The organism is Chloroflexota bacterium, assembly GCA_020161265.1.
Classification (GTDB): Bacteria; Chloroflexota; Chloroflexia; order Chloroflexales; family Herpetosiphonaceae; genus Herpetosiphon.
Genome location: JAIUOC010000002.1, coordinates 619,678 through 640,398 on the forward strand (window position 1 = coordinate 619,678; position 20,721 = coordinate 640,398).

Here is a 20,721-nt window from a genome sequence, read left to right on the forward strand (position 1 = left end):
TTTCGCGGTACAATTCAGCCACATGTTGAAATCCAAGGAGGCTGGTATCGCTACACTTGTTGTGATCGAAGACCAACCAGATACGCTATTAATCATTCGGAGCACATTGCACCAACAAGGCCATCAATTACACTTCTTCCCCAATGGCCGCGTGGCTACAGCTCAAGCCGTGCAAGCCTTACAACCTGCCCTCATTTTGCTCGATGTGCAGCTGCCAGATCAATCAGGCTTCGATTTGATTGGCTCCTTGCGCTCGATAGCCCCCTGTATTGCCTTGACAGGATTTAGTGATATGAGCATTGTTGAACGTGCCAAGGCTTTGGGCTTTTTTGGTTTTTTAGGCAAGCCAATTCGCCCAGCCTACTTTCCGCAACAAATTAGCCGTTTGTTGGCTGGTGAAGCGGTTTGGGAACACACGTGGGCAGGCGATGTGCCAGTGCCAATCTTCAGCTAAACAGCAATAGAATTTGTTGTAATTCGCTGCGTTGCTGCTCGCTCGCCATACTCATGGCCGAACGCAACCATAAACGACCTTCGGGGCTTTCATAATGCAGCCAAAATTTCCACAAACCGCCGACTAACTCCAATAATTGCCCATGCTCATAGATCGCCGCCCATTGCAAACAGCCACGAATCGTCGTATAACTCTCACGCAACAACGAAAGATCGTTCATCGGCGTGAGCAATTCGCCATGATCTTTGGCGCGTTCGATCGTTTGCTCCCAACGCTGCAAAATCTGCTTAATTTCATTGGCCCAATATTGGGTAAATTCCAGCATCAACTGATGATAGACATCGCGTTCGAGCGCTACTTGCCGAGCATAGAGCCGAATTACAATTGGCATACTAAACCGCGTTTCGCCACGGCTATCGACACTACCCTCCAAGCATGATGCATCGACCAAACCGCTAGCCACCCGCCAATTGACTTTAAAAGCTTGGGTGGCTTGGGCTAGGCTAAAATGATGTTCAAACAAGGCCAAGCGCAAACAAGCAGCTTGAACATCATCATTTAACAACGAAAAGGTATATTCAACCATTTGGCGCAAGGTGCGATGCGAGGCCGAGCCATTTGCCAACGATTCGATCTCCAACATTTCAACGTTGGTCATGGCCAAAATATCGTTGAGCGAAACCAGCAACAATTGCGAAGCAGCAATTTCAATCGCCAAGGGATGGCCTGCCAAACGCTGAACAATTTGCTCGGTTTGCCGACGCTCAACCTGACGGTTCAAATCGCGAGCACGTTGCTCAAACAACAAAATCCCTTCTTCGAGGCTCAAGGCTGGCACAGGAAAGCGTCGTTCACCATTGATGCTCAAGGCAATTTGCGTGGTGGTAATAATTGAAATATTGCCAAAATTGAGTAATGGCAGCAGCATCTCGGCAACTGCCCGAATATGCTCACAATTATCGATAATCAAGACCGTGCGGCGATTGGATTGCTGAATATAACTGGTTAAATCGGCTTTGGGGTCGCCGAGCCAGCGATTGAGCAAGGCATGCCAGCTATCATGCACTGTGTATTCATTGCGTAAATCGATAAAAACGACTTCTTGAGCAAAGCCAGCATTGGCAATATAGCTAGCGAGGGCAATCGCGAGGCGGGTTTTGCCGATGCCACCAATACCATGCAAGGTTACCAGCCGATATTCGCGGCAAAGTTCAAGCAACTCTTGCAAAACTGCTTGGCGGCCAACCAAAGGCGTAAGCGGAATCGGCAGACCAATGATCGTGGTAGGACGCAGGCTAGGCAGATGATCGAGCAAATGGCGTAATTGCTCATAAAAACGGCCACGTTTGGCATAGTAGGTGCTATCGGCCATATTAAGATTTGCAGCTTTTTGGCTTTCTGTGGTATAACGATTTACCTGCTGTTCAAAGAAGGCAAGTGCATCAACATCGTGGCTCATGCCATCGCGCAACGTTTGCACAACTACCTGCCGACCACCATGATTATCGACCCACTGCTGCAACGTTTGCGATAACATCTCGCCGCGGAGTAATTGGCGGAGCATTTTATTTGGCCAAGGATGTGGCATGGAACAGCCCTCTGGTCTAACCTACGACCCACCAGCCAGCCAACTGCTCTCCTTGCAGCAGGCGGCGGCCTATACCCGTGAATATTACCCGGCTCAATCGCTCACCGAAGGCACCTTGCGCGTTTACCTTAATAAAGGTAAAATCCGTGGCATCAAACTTGATCGCTATTGGTACACAACGGCGGCTGAGCTTGAGCGCTATCTTTCTCAACCAACATCAGCCACAATCACTCAACCCTCAGTTACGGATTCGTAATTTCTCCAAGATTCTCCCGCCAAACTCTAGACACAATAAAGAGAGATATTGCACTCTCTTGGTTTGATTGTATGCTATCGTAGCATTATCGACGATTAATTCAACCAACAACTTAATAAAGCAACCGAGCCAGTGCGAATGTGGCTGTGCCTTAGCATCATTATATCCGACTATCGATTTCAACCAACAGTCTGTGCTAGGCAACCAGCCAAATTCAAGCGTCGCAGCACTCCATCGGTCACCACTAGGAGGTCTCATGGTCGCCAGCCGTGCGCTCTGTAGCTGTAGAGGGCTACATTGCCAGCCATTGCAAACCCACAGTGGCCGTTGTAACACTGTTACACTAGCCGCCATCAATCTATCGTCAACGCTTGTGGGAGAGAAGAACAATGGAGTAGGTTGGAAGAATGCCAATAGTCCGCTTGTGGGAGCCTAGATAATTTACCGAGGAAGAATAAACAGGCAGGCCGCCGTGAGAAGCAGCCTGCCTGTTATAATTTAACGCCCAAGCAGCTTTTGCACACGTTGTTCGAACGCAGCTTCGCTCATCGCCCCAATCCAGCGATCAACCTCTTGACCATGCTGAAATACCACCATCGTGGGCAAACCACGCACACCCAAACGGCTGGCATATTGCACATCTTCGTCGGTATTGATTTTGGCAACCACAATTTCACCAGCATAGCGCTGTGCCAGTTTGGCCAAAATTGGCGCAATCACGCGGCAATGCACACACCAAGGTGCCCAAAAATCGACAATGACTGGCGTATCCGATTGTAATACCTGCGTTTCAAAGCTGGCATCGCTAATATGAACTGGCTGATCAATCACGGTTTGCATGAACGAGACCTCCGCTTGACAGCTATTGCATGATTACAGTAGCTCGTTGGCAGTCTACAAGTTCAAGTCAACTTGAAGTCAAGCAGCAATTTCAGAGGTCGGCATATGCAACAACTTAGTATCAGTATGGTCGCCAAACAGGCTGGCATCAAAGCCTCAACCATTCGTTATTATGAAGAAATTAATCTATTGCCGCCTGCTGCTCGCCAGAATGGTCGGCGTTATTACGATCAACAGATTTTCGAGCGTCTAGCGTTTATTCGCACAACCCAACGGCTTGGCTTTAGCCTTACCGAAATTCAATTGCTGTTTCAACATGAGCAGCAACAGGCTCCGTTAGCAGGTTTATGGCGGCAATTAGCCAAGCAAAAGTTGGCCGATCTCAGCCAATTGCTCGAACAAGCTAGCCATGTGCAACAATTACTCCAGCGCGGGTTGCGTTGTCGCTGCGCCACCCTTGAAATGTGTGTCCATTGTGTGTTACAACATTGTCAAGATTAAATCGTGAAACCTTTTGATACTGTGTCTACGTATAACGCCTTAACAAATCGATCAACTTAGGAGGATGTGCATGTTCCGTAAATTGCTCGCCAGCGTTGGTATTGGCAATGCTCGTATCGAAACCCATCTCCACAATAATACAACCGCTCCAGGTGGCACGATCACTGGCGAAGTGCATATTATGGGCGGTGATGTCGAACAAGATATCGAAGCACTGTATTTGTTTTTGGTCACTCGCTATACCCGCGAGTACGACGACAGCAAAATGACCCAAGATCACACGATTGGGCAATATCCACTGACGCAGCGGTTTAAGCTTCAACCAGGCGCTCAACAACGCATTCCCTTTAGCATTAATTTGCCGCTCGATACGCCATTAACCATGGGCCATCAACCGGTCTTTATTCGGACTGGTTTATCAATCAGCGGCGGGGTCGATGCAGGCGATGTTGATCAATTACAAATTCAGCCGCATCCTTCGCAGGCAACGATTATTCAGGCCATCCAACAAATTGGCTTCCAACTATATACCGTGCACAACGAATACAATTCACGCTGGCGCGGCCCCTATCCATTTGTGCAAGAGCTTGAATTCAAGCCCTATGGCCACCAAAGTTTCCACATCGAAGAATTAGAGGTTGTGCTCGATTTGCAAGATTATGGGGTTGATGTCTATTTGGAAATCGACAAGCGTTTGCATGGCTTTGCTAAGCTGTTTGCCGATTTTGATCTCAACGAACGCTATGCCAAGTTGACCTTTACCCACGCCGATATTCAACGCCCTGATTTGGCCCATATCATCAGCCAAACCATCCAATCGCGCATGCGCCACTAAGTTCACGACGACGGTCGATCACTACAATTGGTGATCGACCGTCCACTGTTTAACCTAAAACATATTGCGCCAAAGCTTTGTGCAATAAATTACGCAGCATCTGACTAAAATGGCGATTCAGATCGGCTGGCAATAAGGCTAATTCTTTGGTGAGCGGCTGTGGTTGCCAGCCTTGAATCACCAACATCAAGGCCGCTTTCTGAAATTCAGTCAGCACCGCTTTGGCTAAATCGCCGCCTAAGCACCAAACCTCAAACTTTTCTAAGCCCTCAGCCGTTTGGCGGTCATGCAAATCGACCAATGAATAAATATCAATATTCGTCCAGAGTGCCCCAGCCTTGGCTTGCTCCAAAAGATGCCCACCATGAAACACAATTAAATCGCGGAAACCCTCGCCCCCAGCCACGCAAAATACTGCATCAAGCGCCGCCAATTGCTCAGGATGGCGTTTGGCAAAATGTTCAAGCGCCACTTCGATGCTGCGCAGGTAGGCGGGCAAAACATACGGCTTGCTAGCTTGGGCATATTCAACAATCCGATGAGCCAAATTTGCCAACAACACCTCGCGCAAACTGCCCAACGCCGCCATAATTGCTGGCAATTGAGCCGCATCAAACGACGATTCAACTCCAATTGCGTTGATGCCTGGATAGATTGTCGCCAGATGTTCGCCATATTTTTTGGCATACACCGCATGCATACCATGGCGTGGGCAGCCACCGCGTTCGACTCCAGGCCCACGAAAATGCGCTCGGATCGGCGCAAACAGACTATAACTCGCTTGCAATTGTTCAGCAATTTGCAGATCGTTCATCGCAGCAGCCCCCTTTTGAGCATTCACACACTAGCCATACTATAGAGCATAATCGCCCCAAACCTAGCAGAATTTTCAGGTTTCTCAGGCCAACTTCAGCCGCAAACTATGGTTTTTGGCCCACCACAGCGCTATACTCACCATAGCTATTTGATGTTGGAGGGATATATGTTGCGTCGAATAACCCTAAGTTTTTGCTTATTAATTGTCAGTTTGAGTTTCGTGCCCCAACGCCCAAGTTATGCTGCGTTTACTGATGGGTTTGCCGATACAGCCTTTCGCCAACGCTGGCAGCGTGCCGATCAAGCAGTGGCCGATGGTCAAACCAGTCGTTCGTGGGTTTGGGGTCAAAACATCGGCCCACGAATAATCGAGCGCTATCAGCAATCGCCCCAAGCTAGCCGCCTTGTGCAATATTTTGATAAGGCTCGCATGGAAATTAGCCAGCCTGATGCAGATCGTAACAGTGAGTGGTTTGCAACCAATGGTTTGTTGGTCGTTGAGCTGATCAGCGGCCAAATACAAACAGGCGATCAGCAATTTGAGGCTCGTTCAGCGGCCAACGTGCCAATTGCTGGCGATCCTGATAGCCCAAGCCCAACCTACGCCAGCCTTGCCCCTATCGCGACCACCAACGGCGATCATCGCAGCGAAAACCGCCAAGGCCAACGGATTAGCAGTCTGCTCGCGGCAAACGGCCAGATCAGCGATCAGCCAGATTTGGCAACTGCCAACACCACCATCGTGCAGTATGAAAGCGTCACGGGCCATAACGTGCCCAAAGTATTTTTCGATTTTCAGCAATCGTTGAGCAATGTAACCAATGTGCTAGGGACGTTTGGCTACCCAATCACCGAAGCCTACTGGATCGATACAACGATTAACGGCCAAGCCCAACGAGTGCTATTTCAAGCTTTTGAACGCCGTGTGCTGACCTACAATCCCAATAACTCGGCGAATTGGCAAGTTGAAATGGGCAACGTGGGCAGTCATTACTATCGCTGGCGCTATGCCAAGCCAATGTATTATTTTCAGGATAGCAGCATTGCGGCTAAAGTTTCTGAGGCTGGCACGTTGGCCATCAATACCGAAGGCTATCAGCCAGCGCTGGTCGATAGCCTACCCAGCGACCCAATTTACCCCTACAAACGAATTGATCGCAGCAAAATTACGGGTTATCAACCCAAAAATTATCGTTTGCTCAAGCTTGAAAATCGTTATGTCATGCTAACGATCTTGCCTGAACTGGGCGGTCGGGTTTATCAACTGACCAACAAAGCCACAGGCCAAAACCTGCTCTATCAAAATCCGGTGATTAAAGCTAGCCATTTGGGGCAGCGCGGTTGGTGGCTGGCCGCAGGTGGTATCGAATGGGCCGCGCCCACCGAGGAGCATGGCTACCTCGAATCCGAGCCATGGGATTATCGGTTGGAGCAAACCAACGATGCCGCACGGGTGATCGTTTCAACAACTGAGCGCCATACTGGCATTCAAATTGAAATCACAATTGAGCTAACTAACGATAGCCAAATTGTGAATATGCGCGGCAATTATCGCAACCCAACCGCTAGCCCACAGCCATTTCAATTTTGGATGAATGCGATGATTGCGCCTGGTGGAATCAACCAGCTGCAACGTAGCTTACATTTTGTCGTGCCAACCCAGCAGATGATTGTGCATGCAACCCAAGACGCGGCGCTGCCAGCACCACAACAAACAATCAGCTGGCCCAATTTTAATCAGCGGGATCTTAGTCGTTATGCCACCTGGAACGGCTATATCGGCCTCTTTGCCGCCGACAACCTGAGCGGCAAATGGGCTGGCGTGTATGATCCAGCGCTCAACCAAGGCTTGATGTTGGTTGATCTTGATCCAAATTTGCCTGGGATTAAAACCTTTGCCTTTGGCGACCAATTTGATCGCAGCCTTTACACGACCGATGGCAGCGATTATGCCGAACTATGGCATGGCGCACAAGCCACATTTTGGGATTACCCAAGCCTAGCCGCAGGCCAAAGTCGTTCGTTCGAGGCGCATTGGCTGCCCTTGCACGATTTGGGCGATTTGAGTGCGGGCAATCGTTATGGCGCAGTTGGCTTGCAAATCAGCAGCAACGGCACTGTGAGCGTGGCAATTCAGCCAAGCCAAGCCTTCGTTGCAACGCCAATTCGCATTAGCAAGGCAGGCCAAACGATCTGGCAAGGCACGCTTGATCTCAAGCCACAACAGCCACTGCGGATTGAATTAACCCAAAATATTGCTCGTGGCGAGCTGCTTGCAATCGAATGGGCAGGCCAAACTCAGCAAATCGTTGTTCCTTAGCAAAAATCTGTTTTTAGCAACCACGAAGTTTATTTTTTGATCCACGAAGGACACGAAGGATACGAAGGTTAAGTTCTTAGCCACGAATTGCACGAATAAGCTATTCATCCTTCATCCCTCATCCTTCATAATTCCCTTTGCGCCGCTGCGTTGAAACCTAGCCCTTGACCTGCGAAAAATCCGCAAGCTGGGGCTAGGCCAAAGATTTTGACAAACCAGCGCCGCTTCCGTATACTAGCGCTCAAATAAAATCTATTTAATCCGACTAAATTGATTTTATTCTACATAATCAAACAAACGTCGAGCATATATGGAAGGATCGAGCAGCATGAGTGCAGCACAACTGCCCAAGGTCAGCGGCGAAGCCCTAAATCTCACCAAATCGATGGAATTGTTAGCCCAAGCCGAAGCGATTGTTCCAGGGACAACCCAATCGTTGATGAAACGGCCTGAGCAATTCGCCTATGGTTCGTTTCCAGTTTTTATTGATCATGGTGATGGCGCGTTGGTAACCGATGTTGATGGCAATCAATATATCGATTTTATTTGTGGCTTGGGCGCAACCACCTTGGGTCACAACCATCCAGCAGTGGTCGAGGCAATTCGCAACAATTTGGATAAAGGGCTGATTCATTCGCTGCCCACTGAAGTTGAGCTACGGGCAACTCAAGCGTTGATCGATATTATTCCGAATGCTGAAATGGCTCGCTTCTTTAAAACTGGGGCTGATGCCACTTCTGCCGCCGTGCGTTTGGCTCGCCACCTTACCAAGCGCGAACGGATTATCACGGTTGGCTACAATGGCTGGCACGACCATTTTATGTATTACACTCCTGGTGTGCCCGCCGTGCTCAGCCAATACACCGAACAAGTATCATTGATGGCTCCCCACGAAAAGCCCAACTTGATCGCTGCCATCAACAAGCATGGCGATCAATTGGCCGCCGTGTTGCTTTCAATGCCCTACAAACACTGCTTGGATGCTGAGTATTTGAACGAAGTTAAGGCTGCTTGTCATGCAGTTGGCGCATTATTTGTGCTCGATGAAGTAGTAACGGGCTTCCGCTTAGCACTTGGTGGAGCGCAAGAATTCTATGGCGTTGATGCAGATTTCGTCTGTCTCTCGAAGGGCATCGCTGCAGGCATGCCACTTTCCGCGATTGCTGGCCCCAAAAAGTATCTCGAACGCTTATCCGATTTGCAAGTTTCAACCACCTTTGGCGGCGAAATGCTCTCGCTGGAAGTTTGCTACGAAGTGATCAACGTCTATCGTGACACTAACTATTTTGAGCATGTGGCTAAGCTTGGCCAACGTTTGCGCGAAGGTGTGAATGCCAAAGCCGAGGCGCTTGGAGTGGCCTTGCGCGTTTGTGGCTATGATGCAATTCCCTTCTTTGCCTTTGCGCCCGATATGCCAACCCATGCCCGTTTGATGGAAGCCTTGTTGGGCACATTGGCCAAACGTGGAGTCATTTTGCGCCGCGATGTCAACTTCTTGACCAGCGCCCATACGATTGAGCAAATTGATTTCACGATCGAGGCTGTCGCCCAAGGTTTACAAGAATTGCTTGATCGCGGCATTATCGAATCGACCAATGGCAAAGAACAAGCTGCTGGCTAATTTGATTGATCCACGAAGAACACGAAGGGCACGAAATTAAAGATTAGAGTTAATTAAGAACAATTCGCAATCTAAATATTCGAGGTGCAGGGAAAATAGTCCTTGCACCTCTGCTTTATACCTGTACTAAATCCCCATGCCACCAGTTACTTCGAGAATTTCGCCGTTCACATAATTGGCCAAGCTTGAAGCTAAAAAGACCATCGGCCCAGCCGCTTCTTCCGGCGTACCAGCTCGCCCCATCGGGTGAAACATGGTAATTCCCGCCATGAGATTTTCGGGCACGCCAAGTTTAATCGCCTGATCGCCGCGTTGAATCGTCTCGCCCTGCTCTTTGGCAGCTGTCAAGCGAGTTTCAATAAAGCCATAGCAAACCGCATTCGTTTGGACATTAAAACGGCCCCATTCCTTGGCAAGGGTTTTGGTGAGGCCAATCACACCTGATTTGGCCGCCGAATAATTGACCTGCCCAGCGTTGCCATATACGCCCGAAACTGAAGAAACATTGATAATTTTGCGGGCTTTGGCCGCGCCATGAGCCTTAATTTCAGCTTTAGCGGTATCGCGCAAATAGGGAGCCGCAGCCCGAATCAGCCGAAAGGGAGCCGATAAATGCACATCGAGCATGGCTTGCCATTGGGCATCATCCATGGTGTGCAACACGCCATCCCACGTATAGCCAGCATTGTTGACCAATACATCGAAGCCGCCGAAGTGCTCTAAGGTGGCGGCAATTGCTTGCGGCGCAAATTCAGCACTGGTCACATCGCCAGCAAACGCCAAAGCTTGGCCGCCAGCAGCTTTTAATTCAGCCGCCAATTGCTCAACGGGCGCAGCATCCAAATCGCACAAGACCACCCGTGCCCCGTGTTGGCTAAACAATCGCGCTGCCGCTGCTCCAATCCCACGTCCAGCTCCCGTAATTAACGCCACTTTCTCGGCCAATAACGCCATTGTCTACCTCCAAAAACAGCTAGTATACGACGATCATACTAAACCTTAGGCCAAAATGCCATTGCACAATTGCTAATGATTGTTTTAGGCCTTACTTCCATTGTTTAACTTGATCATCGTTGGTACGTTTGCCACTGGATCGTTTGGCAGCTGATTGGTCGAAAGCTTCTTGAATCGCTTGGACGGTTCGGGCATGGCTAGTGCGAATACGTTGGCTGGTCTGGTGGTTATCGCCAAAAACTTTTTGACTAATGGTCAATGCCTGGGCATGCAACTCTAGCGATTCGCGGTATTGGCCGCTCCGCTCTAGCGTCACCGCCAAATTTGCCATAGCAGTGATCGTATCGGCATGCTCTGGGCCAAACACCAATTCGCGAATCGTCAGCGCTCGTTCATACAAGGCCTGCGCGTCAGCATAGCGTTTTTGTTCGAGCAACAATCCCGCCAGATCGTTCAGGCTGGAAGCAACGTCGGGATGTTCTGGCCCCAAGGCAGTTTCGCGAATTGCCAACGCCTGTTGATAGAATGGCAGGGCTTGCGAATATTTGCCTTGGCGTTCCAACAAGCGGGCCAAACTGTTCAAACTTGCCGCTGTATCGGGATGCTCTGGCCCTAAGGTTTTTTTCCAGACCTTCAGCGCTCGTTCCTGTAACGCCTGCGATTCGGCATAGCGTCCTTCGCGCTCCAAAGCTACCGCCAGATTGTTGATACTAATCGCGGTATCGGGATGCTCTGGGCCTAAGGCTGCTTCCCATACTGCCAATGATCGTTCAAGCATCGCCAGAGCCTCAGCATTCTGCCCTTGTCGCCCTAAAGCCGATGCTAAATTGTTCATACATCGCGCGGTATCAGGATGCTCTGGGCCTAAAGCAACATTCCAAATCGCTAAAACCTGCTCATACAAGGCCTGCGCCTCGGCATAGCGCATTTGCTCCAAACGAATACCCGCCAAATTATTCATCATGCGGGCAGTATTTTGATGCTCTAGACCCAAAACTTTTTGCATAATTGCCAAGCCCCGTTCATACCAGCGCTCAGCCTCACCATAAACGCCACGCAGATGCTCCCAATAGCCAAGACTATTGCACAACCGTGCGACCCGTTCATCCTCACGCGCCAGCGCTTGCACGGTCACATGACGCAAATGTGGCTCAAGTGGCAGCATGTGCTTTGGCACGCGCGTAGCACTAATTCGCACCGCATGCTCGTTAATTCGAGATTCGACCAGCTCGCGGATTTGCGCTGAGCCGCGATGAACCTGAACAACTTGCGCCAACAAACGATGCACAACCAGCGCCTCGCTCCCATCAATTAATCCACGTTGCTCCAATAATTGCAGCGCTGCGAGTGCAGTTTGATCATCAGTTTCATTGGGAACAAAATCGAGCACAAGCTGACGGGGGATTGGCACACCAGGCGCACACCACGCCGCACCATCCAACATATCTAAGGCCAGCATCTCCAGCGCATTAGCCGAATCAAACTGGTTCAAACTGAGCATAAATGTCGCTTCAACATCTTGTTCATGGCGGGTTGGCAAGGGCAACCCAGCCCCGCCTTTGAGCGAATGATGGGTAACCGCCAAATCTTGGCGATATTGAGCAACACTCTGCTGATCATAAGTATTGAGGTAGCTGCCTGCAAGCTGCAAGGCCAACGGCAAATGCCCAAGATCGGCGGCGATTGCCTCAGCCTCAGCGGTTGTCAGGCGTGGGCAAAGCTGTTGTAGCAAGGCACGGCTTTCGGCAGGAGCCAAAACTCCAAGCCGAATCGCGCTCATCGTTGCTAATTGATTGCGGGCAGTCACCAACACCCGAAAACCGCCCAACGTCGGCATCCAACGCTCAAGGATCGCCGGATCTTCACAATTATCGAAAATGAGTAGGCGCGGCAACGGCGATTGCCATGCTGCTAAAACGTGTTGCACTTGGGCATCAAGCGTCAAACCTGTTGGATCGATAGCCAGCGCCTCGGCACATGCAGCAATTTGATTTTCAACCTGCTCAGGATCAGCGCAGTTGATCCAAAATACGCCGCCGTGGAAATAGCTGCCATAGCGATAGGCAAACTCAGTGACCAAGCTGGTTTTGCCAATTCCGCCAAGGCCAGTAGCGACGGCGGGCAGCACAACCGTTGGCTGAGCATGGCTAAGCGCGGCGGCCAGCGCCAACAATTCTTGCTCACGCCCAACAAACGTGCTACTTGCTTCAAATGGTAATCGCGAGGCTGCTGGTTGATCGGCACGCGGTGCGGGAACAGTTGTCGGTGGTAGCGAGGCGACCGCCGCTAGCGCTACAACCAGCGGGTCAAGCGGCTCAGGCAGGTCAATAGCAATCGTCTGGCCTGCATACACGATTGTCGCACGGGGTTGATTGCCCGATTGATCAATCAGTAGAGATAAAGGAGCATCATCAAGTAGCATTGGTTTACCCGCCAACATCGCGCCAAACGCCGCTTCAATGGTCGGGCGATCAGCGGCAGGCGACACAGCAAGCACAGCATCAACGAGCAATCCAATTAGGGCTGGCATCTCCATAGGGAATCCTCACATCACGAGTAAGCGGGGGTCTCACTCTACAAAGATCCTCGTTGAGCATATTTCTGGCATAATTTGGCTAAAATTGAGCAATAATTCAACTAATTGCGAGAGCCAATGAGGTAAACCGATGGTAACAACCTTAGAACACTATGATCAGGCAGGTTTAGAACTTGAAGGCCAACTCTTTTACGAGCCAAATTGGTATTTGCTAAGGGTTGCGGCTGAAGCTCATGCCAGCCTATTGTATTTGGTCGAAACCGCCAATATTGCCTGCAAACCTGCTGCACGTCCACATATTTCAGTGATCAAGGGCGAAGCTCCCAACCGCAACCAAGCCGATTGGGGCGTGGCATTTGTCGGCGAGACAGTCACATTTCGCTATGTGCCAGTGCTACAAGCTGAAAACGGCCTGCATTTATGGATTGATTGCCATAGCCCAGGCTTGTGTACGATTCGTGAACATTTTGGCTTGCCAACCTTGCGGCGCAGCGATGGAGCCTATTTAGTCAATTTCCATTTGACGCTTGGCCGCCGCAAAAAAGCGGTTACGCCACAGCTGCGCCCGCAACTACGGTTATCGCCACAGAGTCATATTGATCTTGAAACTGGAATGCAACACCTGTGAAGAATGCAAGAGCGTGATTAAAACAAATTCAGCCGCCACAATTGGCGACTGAACGGCTGCCCCACCAAGATTTATGCTACGCTACCCGACCTTACCAACGTGAAGAAGTTCGTTGCTTTTGAAAACAATCGCGGCAATAGACCGGACGGCCTTGAGTTGGCTTGAAAGGCACTGTCGTGGTACGCCCACACTCAGCACACACCGTATCGTACATTTCGCGTGAAGCTTGGCCAGCAGCATCGCGGCGATTGCCACCACCGAAGCTAGAACGCCCACCACCACCAAAACTATCGCGACCGCCATACTCGCGGCTGCGCTCGCGACCACCACCAAAACTGCTATCTCGGCTAAATGATGAGCGGCTACTTGGCTCGCTCCGCTGTTGTTTTTTGCTTTGACGACATTGAGTACAGCGACGTGGTTCGTTGGTAAAGCCTTTTTGTGCGTAAAACTCTTGTTCACCAGCAGTAAAAACGAAGTCATTCCCGCAATCGACACAGACGAGGGTTTTGTCGGTGAAACTCATAGGATTCCTTCCAAAAAAGGTTAAGACCAGATTTCGGGGTGAAAGGGTTCGGGTCAACGCAAAACTCAAGCGAGGAAGCCGATTGCGTGTGGGGCAGCAGAGCTACATTTGAGCTCGCGACCAAAACATTCACTTGCGGCCAGTATATCATAGCTAAAACGCTGTGCAAGCCACTTTTTAGGCAATTTTAGCCCTTCAGAATGGGCTAAAATCATTCTTTAGTTGCAATTTTTAGCGCTTGAGCCAGCATGGAGTTTTGCTATAATCAAGCCAACATCGCTAGATTATCCAAATGTTCAAAGGAGCCAACGAGTGGCACGCACCGCCGACCCCCACCGCCGCGAAGCAATTCTCCGCGCTGCCCGCGAAATTTTTATGGAACAAGGCTATACCAAAGCCCGCATGCTCGATATTGCCGCCCGCGCCGAGATGGCCACTGGTACGCTTTATCTCTACTTTGATTCCAAGCAAACCCTGGCAATGGCCCTAGCCGATTCGGTTCTAGAGGGTTTAACCGAGGTGATTCTGCCGATTTTGGCGCTTGAATCAACTCCAATCATGATTCGCGAATGTGTGCAAACAGCGATTCGCTTTTCGCTGCAACATACCGATTTATTTCGCTTGTTGGGGCTAGAAGCTGGCTTGAGTATCGAGGTTGAACACCAACAGCCTGCTCGCCTCCGTTTGCACGCCCTGCTGGCCGAAGCGCTAGCCCAACGCATGCAGCAAGGTACAATCTATACCTATCAACCACTGGCCTTGGCCGAAATTCTGGCGGGCTTGATTGAATGGGTTGTGACCATGGCCATGATTCGCGGTGAAAGCGATGTCAGCCATTACGAACCAACCTTATTGCAATTTATTGAGCAGGCTTTACTACCACCAAACCCAACCCACTAATCTAGCGCGTTTCAAGCTACGACAACGCCTCAAGCTCAGCCAAATAGGGGATGCAAAGTCCTACTGCACAAAAATATCCAGATATGCTATCATAAGGTGCAACCACACCTCAGCCATTAGGTATTCGAACCATGCGTGCATTCTTTACTCCAGCCACATGGCTGATGAAACGCCTAACCTATCCCCAAAAATTTGGGTTATTGAGCTTGGTTTTCGCCATTCCATTAACCTTTTTGCTGAGTGCCCAATTAACCGAAATTCAACGCCAAATTAATTTTACGCGGAGCGAACTAACTGGCACGACCTATTTGCAACCGCTACGTGAAATTTTGCAAGATATTATCGAGCAACAATTAATCGCCGAGCGCTATCTTGGTGGCGATCAAGCATTTTTAACTCCACTTTTGCTTAAAAACGAAGAGCTTGCCCAACATCTTGAAGCATTTAAAGCCTTCGATTTGCAATATCAGGATCGCTATGATACCCAAACACAAGTCACAATCCTGTTTAATGAATGGGAACGGCTGCAAGCTCAATTAACCTTGCGCAGTGTGCCCGATAGCAATGCCGCCCACGATCGGCTGATTCAGGCGATTCGTGCCTGCATGCAGCGGATCGGCGATCAATCAGGCTTAATTCTCGACCCAAACATCGATAGCTATTATTTAATGAATGCCTTGATTGAAACCTTGCCAGCCCACCAGGCTGCTACCGCACGCGTCGCTGGAGCTGGTGGCAATGCAATCACTCGTGGCACGGTCAGCAGCGAAGAAAAAAACACGTTGACGGTTGTCAATAGCCAACTCCAAGAAACCAATACCAAAATCAACTATAGCTTAGGCGTAGTGTTTAGCAATAATGAAAGCTTGCGCCCATTACTAGAAAGTGCAGTTCGCACCTTTATTCAGGCGACTGAGGAATTAAGTTTCCAAATTATTTTGCAAGTGATTCGCGTTGAAACTCCAACGATTGATCCAAGCATTTTTCGCCAAGAAACCGAACGCACGCTCAATGCTAGCTTTGGCCTGTGGGATCAAACGTCAATTCAGCTTGATAATGTGCTCAACCAGCGCATTAATCAAGCGCAAAATCGTCGAATCTTTTTCATCAGCCTAATCACGATTCTCGTCTTAGTGGCAGTATATCTCTTCCTTGGCTTCTATCGCGCAGTAATGGATACGGTTCGCGCTTTTCAACGGGCGGCTGGCAGCATGCTGACCTCAAATACCTTGAGCAATGTAGCAATTGATACCCGCGATGAATTAGGCCAAGTTGCAACGTCGTTCAACTCAATCGCCAGCGCAATGGTCGAATCGAGCAGCCAACGCCAAGCCATCGTTGATCACGCTGCCGAAGCAATTATTACCTATGATCAACAGGGCATTATTCGCTCAGCCAATCGCGCTGCCGAACGCATTTTGGGCCGCAACGTCGATCAACTAAATATTGCTGAAGTGCTAGGCGTAGAACTTGCTACCATCCAACAACAAACTGCTGCCTATGAGTTTGATGTGCGCTTGCCAACCAATGATATTCAACCAGTTGAAATGGTGTTGGGCACAATGCAGCTCGGCGAGCAGCAACTCTGGATCGCCTTCCTGCGTGATATTCGCATTCGCCGCCGCACTGAGCAAGAACGCAATCGGCTGCAAGATGAGATTATTCGTGGCCATGCTGCCGTGCTGGCTCGCTTGAACGCTCCGTTAATTCCGCTCAGCGATAATGTGGTGGTCATGCCGTTGGTCGGGGCGCTTGATGGCGAACGCTTACAGCAGATTACCAATAATTTGCTCGAAGGCTTATCGAACCAACGGGCACGGGTTGCCTTGCTCGATATGACTGGCGTGCCAAATGTTGATCGTGAAGTGGCCAGCCGTTTGTTACGTGCCGCCCAAGGCATTCGCTTACTTGGCGCAGACCTCATTTTGACCGGAATTCAGCCCGATGTGGCCCAAGCATTAATCAGCGTCGGCGGCGATCTGGGCGATCTCCAGACCTACCCCACCTTGCAACAAGGTATTCGGATGGTATTACGCAACCAAGCGTAACCCCAGCCATCCAATCCACGTACCAGCAACGAACCTATCTTAACGCCTCACAAAGCGCTACAATAGAGCTTGTCAGTTTAAGGAGAATAAGCTTATGCAACGCTTCTTCCGTAGTTTTCTAGTCGTTATTATGCTGGTGCTTGCAGCTTGTGGCGAAGAAGCCCAACCTACCACCACCACTAACCAAACTAGTGGGCCAGTTGTAGGCGCAAATGATCTACTGATTAGCATCACCTACAGCCCAGAGAAAACCAAATGGCTTCAAGAACGCATCGCCACTTTCAACAACCAAAATGTGCAATCCAACGGTAAACGGGTCATCGTTGAAGGCAAAGAGCTTTCCTCAGGCACAGCCCGCACCCAAATTCGCGCTGGCCAACTTCAGACAACCATCTGGACACCTTCGGCCTCGACGTGGCTGGAAGTATTGAAGAAAGAAAGCAATAATCCCACCATTGCCGAAGCCGATCCTCAATCGTTGGTGCTCACACCAGTGGTTATTTCGATGTGGAAACCAATGGCCGAAGCCATGGGCTACCCTGGCAAAGAGGTCGGCTGGTCGGATATGTTGGCGCTGATTCAGGATACCGAAGGCTGGGGTAAATTCGGCCAACAAGATTGGGGCCGCTTCTCGTGGGGCCACACCGACCCCGACATTAGCACCACCGCACTTTCAACTGTGCTGGCTGAGTTGTATGCAGCCAACGGCAAAACCAGCGATTTGACGGTCGAAGACATCAATCAAGAAAAAAGCCAACAATTTTTGCGTGATTTAGCCCAAGGCATCAAGCACTATGGCTCGAATACCTTGGTGTTCAGCCAAAACATGCAAAAATATGGCATGGCCTATATTTCAGCCTTTCCGATGGAAGAAATTACCCTGATAGATTTCAACAAACAGGCTCCCAATGTCCCGTTAGTGGCAATCTATCCCAAAGAAGGCACGTTTATCCACGATAATCCCTTTATTGTGATGAGCGATGCAACTGCCGACCAAAAAGCTGCTGCGAGCGTTTTCTACGATTTCTTGCTTACGCCTGAAAGCCAAAATTTGGCCATGCAGCAAGGTTTTCGGCCAGCTAACGTCGATGTAGCGTTGGCATCACCATTAACTGCTCAATTTGGCGTAGACCCCAATCAACCACGCAATTCGTTGGCAACCCCACCAGCCGATGTGATTGTGGCTGCCAAAAATGCATGGGCTAACAATCGTAAGCCCGCCAATATTATGTTGGTGGTCGATAGCTCTGGCTCGATGCGCGACGACGACAAAATGGATCAAGCGAAACTTGGGGTTGAAGTGTTTCTCAATCGCTTGCCGAGCAAAGATAACATCGGCATGATCGGCTTCTCATCAAGCCCAGCCGTCTTAGTGCCCCTTGCCACGCGCAGCGAAAACATGGCTAATTTGCAAATGCAAACCCAAGGGCTAGTGCCCGATGGTAATACCTCGCTCTACGATGCAATCGATTTGGCCCGTCAGGAGTTGGAAAACCTCAAACAACCTGATCGAATTAATGCAATTGTGGTGCTAAGCGACGGCGCTGATACTGCTAGCCAGCTTTCAATCGATCAAATGCTCAGCAATTTTGGTGAATCAAGTATTCAAATCTTCCCAATTGCCTATGGTGCTGATGCTGAAACTTCAATTTTGCAACAAATTGCCGATTTCTCACGCACCGAGTTGGTCCAAGGTAGCACTGGCGATATTGATAAAATCTTCGAAAATTTGAGCCGCTACTTCTAAAAATAACAGCGGTGGGGTTGGAAGCAACCCCACCGCGCTGTTTCAGCCGAACTAGTTGCCCTAGTAAACAAAGATAATAAAGATAAAGGTGATCACGAAGGCAGCCGCTAGCAAGCCAACTCCTAGCCAACTCATAATCCGTGACCAATCGCGGAATACTCGCGATTCTTCTTCGCTAATGCTATTTTTGAAGCCAAGCAAATGCAAGGTAAACAGATCGCTTGGCAATTCGCCTGGCTCTTCGACGATCACTGGCACGCTGGGCGTATCTGCGTCGTTATCATCATTATAGAGCTTGACCACATCGCCATCATCAAGCTGTTGGCCAATCGAAAATTGCAGCTTGGTCACAGGCACCATATGTGCCACCAATCGCGCCAAAACGATCCGCTTATCCTTGGTGACTTCAGTCATGGCTTTTTCAACCAAGCTATCAAGTTTGGGAATTAACGCCCACTCTTTGGGAATCATGTTGAGTGTATAATTACAGACCTCGACTGCTTCGCTTTGCAACACAGCCTCATCAACCGCTGGTAAATCATCATTAATCTGCCAGGTTTGCGGAATTCGTTGCCAATTGAAGGCCTTGCGCTTGACGATCATGCCAATCCCCTGACAATCAGGGCAAACCAAATAGCCTTTACCTTTACAATCGCTACAGGTTTGAACTTCGTTTTCGACAACTTGGGTTGGGGTTTGCACCTTATTGCCATTTGCATCGGTTACATCAACCATCTTTTCGACAGTTTTAGTAATGGTTACCCGACCGTTGCCTTTACATTTTTGACATAAGATGTTGCATTTGCCAGCACAACGCCCACATTGGCTGACCTGTTCCGAACCTTTGATCCGATCAACCAAGCCTTCGGAAGCGACGAAATCGGTGATCTCAGGCAGCTTGACCTCCCAAACCCCCAGTTCCATATCGCCAGTCATGGGTTGGCGTTCACGATCAGCCTCTTGCTTAACAAAAGCTTCGCCGCGCACTTCATACAGCACATCAAGTTTATAGTAATAAATATTTTGGCTTTGTACGCGATAGAAGGTTGCTAAGCGGCCAATGTTACGGCGGCGAAAGCGTTCGCCCATGCTCCAAGCTTCCAGCAAATTGACCAAATGATCAGGCTGGCTCAAAATCGCGGCCCGTCGATGGGCACGTTTGATATGTTCGGCTTTTAGGTGTGGACCAAGATATTCTTCGACGGCGTTTGGTTGGAGACCTTCCGCTTGGAAGGATGGGGCTAGATAGAGCGAGTGGCGCTGCACAGAGACGCTCCCTTCACTGGTAGTCAAGGCAGGATGCTCCGAAAAAATCCGACGTAGCGCCGCACTCGCTTCGGCCACTGTCCGATAGCGCTGAGCGGGATCAACCGATAACAATTTGGCAAGTATCGGGTCGATGTCAGGCGAAAGACCAACTAACGTCGAGATGGGTGGAAACGGTTGAACATGCTCAGGGTCGGCATAATCCAGCGGGTCGGCCCATGGCAAACGGCCAGCCAACATCGCATATAAAATCAAACCAAGCCCAAAAATATCGGATTGAGCATTGACTTCGCGTGCTCCCCGCAGATGCTCAGGCGAGAAATAGCCAGGTGTGCCCATAACCACACGATTGGTCGTGTTACTGTGGGTTTGCTCCGAGCGGGCAATCCCAAAATCGCAGAGCATGGCCTGCTGTAAACCCTGATCAAACAAAATGTTGCCAGGCGAAACATCACGATGAATGATGCCTTGGCTATGGGCAAAATCTAAAGCCTCACCAATTTGGTAAAACACGCTGAGCGCTAGATCAGGGCTGAGCCGTTGCTCTGGGGCAGTTTCGAGCATGCGCTTCAATGAACCACCCAGCGCCGCCGCCATCACCGTATAGGCAAATGGCCCTTGCATCCCATGATCATAAATTTCGATAATCTGAGGATGGCGCAGCTTGCTGGTGATTTCGGCCTCACGCTGAAAACGCTCAACCAGCTCCTCGGTATGATTAAGCAACACCTTAATTGCCACTTGGCGCGGCAAGGCCCGATGCTGACCAAGAAAAACTGCTGCAACCCCTCCCCGATCTAGTTCACGCTCAATCGTATAGTTGCCAAACGTTCGAGGTAGCACGATCCGGCTCCTGTTCAGCAGACAGCTTCAAAAACTCAATCC

At 49.9% G+C, this 20,721-nt stretch carries 17 protein-coding genes; 10 read left to right on the forward strand and 7 right to left on the reverse strand.

Translation table 11 applies throughout. From position 1 onward, the window contains the following. Positions 1-22: 22 nt before the first annotated feature. Positions 23-454 carry a response regulator gene (locus LCH85_07070; GenBank protein ID MCA0351742.1) on the forward strand — a complete coding sequence of 144 codons (432 nt, stop codon included), beginning with the start codon at positions 23-25 and terminating at the stop codon, positions 452-454. Here the strand turns inward: LCH85_07070 and LCH85_07075 are convergent. Then, positions 447-2,042, reverse strand: a complete 1,596-nt coding sequence (locus LCH85_07075; GenBank protein ID MCA0351743.1) for an AAA family ATPase — start codon at positions 2,040-2,042, stop codon at positions 447-449. The two genes, LCH85_07070 and LCH85_07075, sit on opposite strands and share 8 nt — an antisense overlap. On the opposite strand from LCH85_07075, the gene LCH85_07080 reads away from it, so the two are divergent. Then, positions 2,041-2,298 carry a helix-turn-helix domain-containing protein gene (locus LCH85_07080; GenBank protein ID MCA0351744.1) on the forward strand — a complete coding sequence of 86 codons (258 nt, stop codon included), beginning with the start codon at positions 2,041-2,043 and terminating at the stop codon, positions 2,296-2,298. The genes LCH85_07075 and LCH85_07080 overlap by 2 nt on opposite strands. Positions 2,299-2,796: 498 nt before the next feature. Here LCH85_07080 and trxA read toward each other — a convergent pair whose 3' ends face one another. Continuing rightward, a complete protein-coding gene (trxA, locus tag LCH85_07085; protein MCA0351745.1) occupies positions 2,797-3,138 on the reverse strand; it encodes a thioredoxin in 342 nt (113 codons plus the stop codon). Positions 3,139-3,243: 105 nt separating this feature from the next. Between trxA and LCH85_07090 the strand changes: the two genes are divergently transcribed. Together LCH85_07090 and LCH85_07095 are read left to right on the forward strand one after the other, a co-directional pair. Further along, complete coding sequence (locus LCH85_07090; protein MCA0351746.1) at positions 3,244-3,639, forward strand: MerR family transcriptional regulator; 396 nt, start codon at positions 3,244-3,246, stop codon at positions 3,637-3,639. 70 nt (positions 3,640-3,709) lie between these two features. Continuing rightward, positions 3,710-4,474 carry a sporulation protein gene (locus LCH85_07095; protein ID MCA0351747.1) on the forward strand — a complete coding sequence of 255 codons (765 nt, stop codon included), beginning with the start codon at positions 3,710-3,712 and terminating at the stop codon, positions 4,472-4,474. A gap of 49 nt (positions 4,475-4,523) precedes the next feature. On the opposite strand, the gene LCH85_07100 is transcribed toward LCH85_07095, so the two are convergent. Continuing rightward, positions 4,524-5,288, reverse strand: coding sequence for a hypothetical protein (locus LCH85_07100; GenBank protein ID MCA0351748.1), 765 nt, complete (start codon positions 5,286-5,288; stop codon positions 4,524-4,526). Positions 5,289-5,456: 168 nt separating this feature from the next. On the opposite strand from LCH85_07100, the gene LCH85_07105 reads away from it, so the two are divergent. Both LCH85_07105 and LCH85_07110 read left to right on the forward strand, forming a co-directional pair. Then, a complete protein-coding gene (locus LCH85_07105) occupies positions 5,457-7,610 on the forward strand; it encodes a DUF5107 domain-containing protein (protein MCA0351749.1) in 2,154 nt (717 codons plus the stop codon). A gap of 385 nt (positions 7,611-7,995) precedes the next feature. Then, on the forward strand, positions 7,996-9,231 hold the full coding sequence (locus tag LCH85_07110) for an aminotransferase class III-fold pyridoxal phosphate-dependent enzyme (GenBank protein MCA0351750.1): 1,236 nt from the start codon (positions 7,996-7,998) through the stop codon (positions 9,229-9,231). A gap of 126 nt (positions 9,232-9,357) precedes the next feature. Here the strand turns inward: LCH85_07110 and LCH85_07115 are convergent, their stop codons facing one another. Then, positions 9,358-10,185 carry an SDR family oxidoreductase gene (locus tag LCH85_07115; protein ID MCA0351751.1) on the reverse strand — a complete coding sequence of 276 codons (828 nt, stop codon included), beginning with the start codon at positions 10,183-10,185 and terminating at the stop codon, positions 9,358-9,360. 91 nt (positions 10,186-10,276) lie between these two features. Continuing rightward, on the reverse strand, positions 10,277-12,721 hold the full coding sequence (locus tag LCH85_07120) for a tetratricopeptide repeat protein (GenBank protein ID MCA0351752.1): 2,445 nt from the start codon (positions 12,719-12,721) through the stop codon (positions 10,277-10,279). A 130-nt stretch (positions 12,722-12,851) separates the two neighbouring features. On the opposite strand from LCH85_07120, the gene LCH85_07125 reads away from it, so the two are divergent. Then, positions 12,852-13,349, forward strand: a complete 498-nt coding sequence (locus tag LCH85_07125) for a hypothetical protein (GenBank protein ID MCA0351753.1) — start codon at positions 12,852-12,854, stop codon at positions 13,347-13,349. Between the two features lie 91 nt (positions 13,350-13,440). Here LCH85_07125 and LCH85_07130 read toward each other — a convergent pair whose 3' ends face one another. Next, entirely contained in the window at positions 13,441-13,875 is a 435-nt protein-coding gene (locus LCH85_07130) for a zinc-ribbon domain containing protein (protein ID MCA0351754.1), read from the reverse strand. 312 nt (positions 13,876-14,187) lie between these two features. Between LCH85_07130 and LCH85_07135 the strand changes: the two genes are divergently transcribed. The 3 genes from LCH85_07135 to LCH85_07145 all read left to right on the forward strand — a co-directional run bounded on the left by LCH85_07135 (position 14,188) and on the right by LCH85_07145 (position 18,570). After that, positions 14,188-14,775 carry a TetR/AcrR family transcriptional regulator gene (locus tag LCH85_07135; GenBank protein MCA0351755.1) on the forward strand — a complete coding sequence of 196 codons (588 nt, stop codon included), beginning with the start codon at positions 14,188-14,190 and terminating at the stop codon, positions 14,773-14,775. 131 nt (positions 14,776-14,906) lie between these two features. Continuing rightward, complete coding sequence (locus LCH85_07140; GenBank protein ID MCA0351756.1) at positions 14,907-16,823, forward strand: PAS domain S-box protein; 1,917 nt, start codon at positions 14,907-14,909, stop codon at positions 16,821-16,823. Positions 16,824-16,917: 94 nt separating this feature from the next. Beyond that, positions 16,918-18,570, forward strand: a complete 1,653-nt coding sequence (locus LCH85_07145; protein ID MCA0351757.1) for a VWA domain-containing protein — start codon at positions 16,918-16,920, stop codon at positions 18,568-18,570. 60 nt (positions 18,571-18,630) lie between these two features. Here the strand turns inward: LCH85_07145 and LCH85_07150 are convergent, their stop codons facing one another. Next, positions 18,631-20,679, reverse strand: coding sequence for a protein kinase (locus LCH85_07150; GenBank protein MCA0351758.1), 2,049 nt, complete (start codon positions 20,677-20,679; stop codon positions 18,631-18,633). Positions 20,680-20,721: the final 42 nt, after the last annotated feature.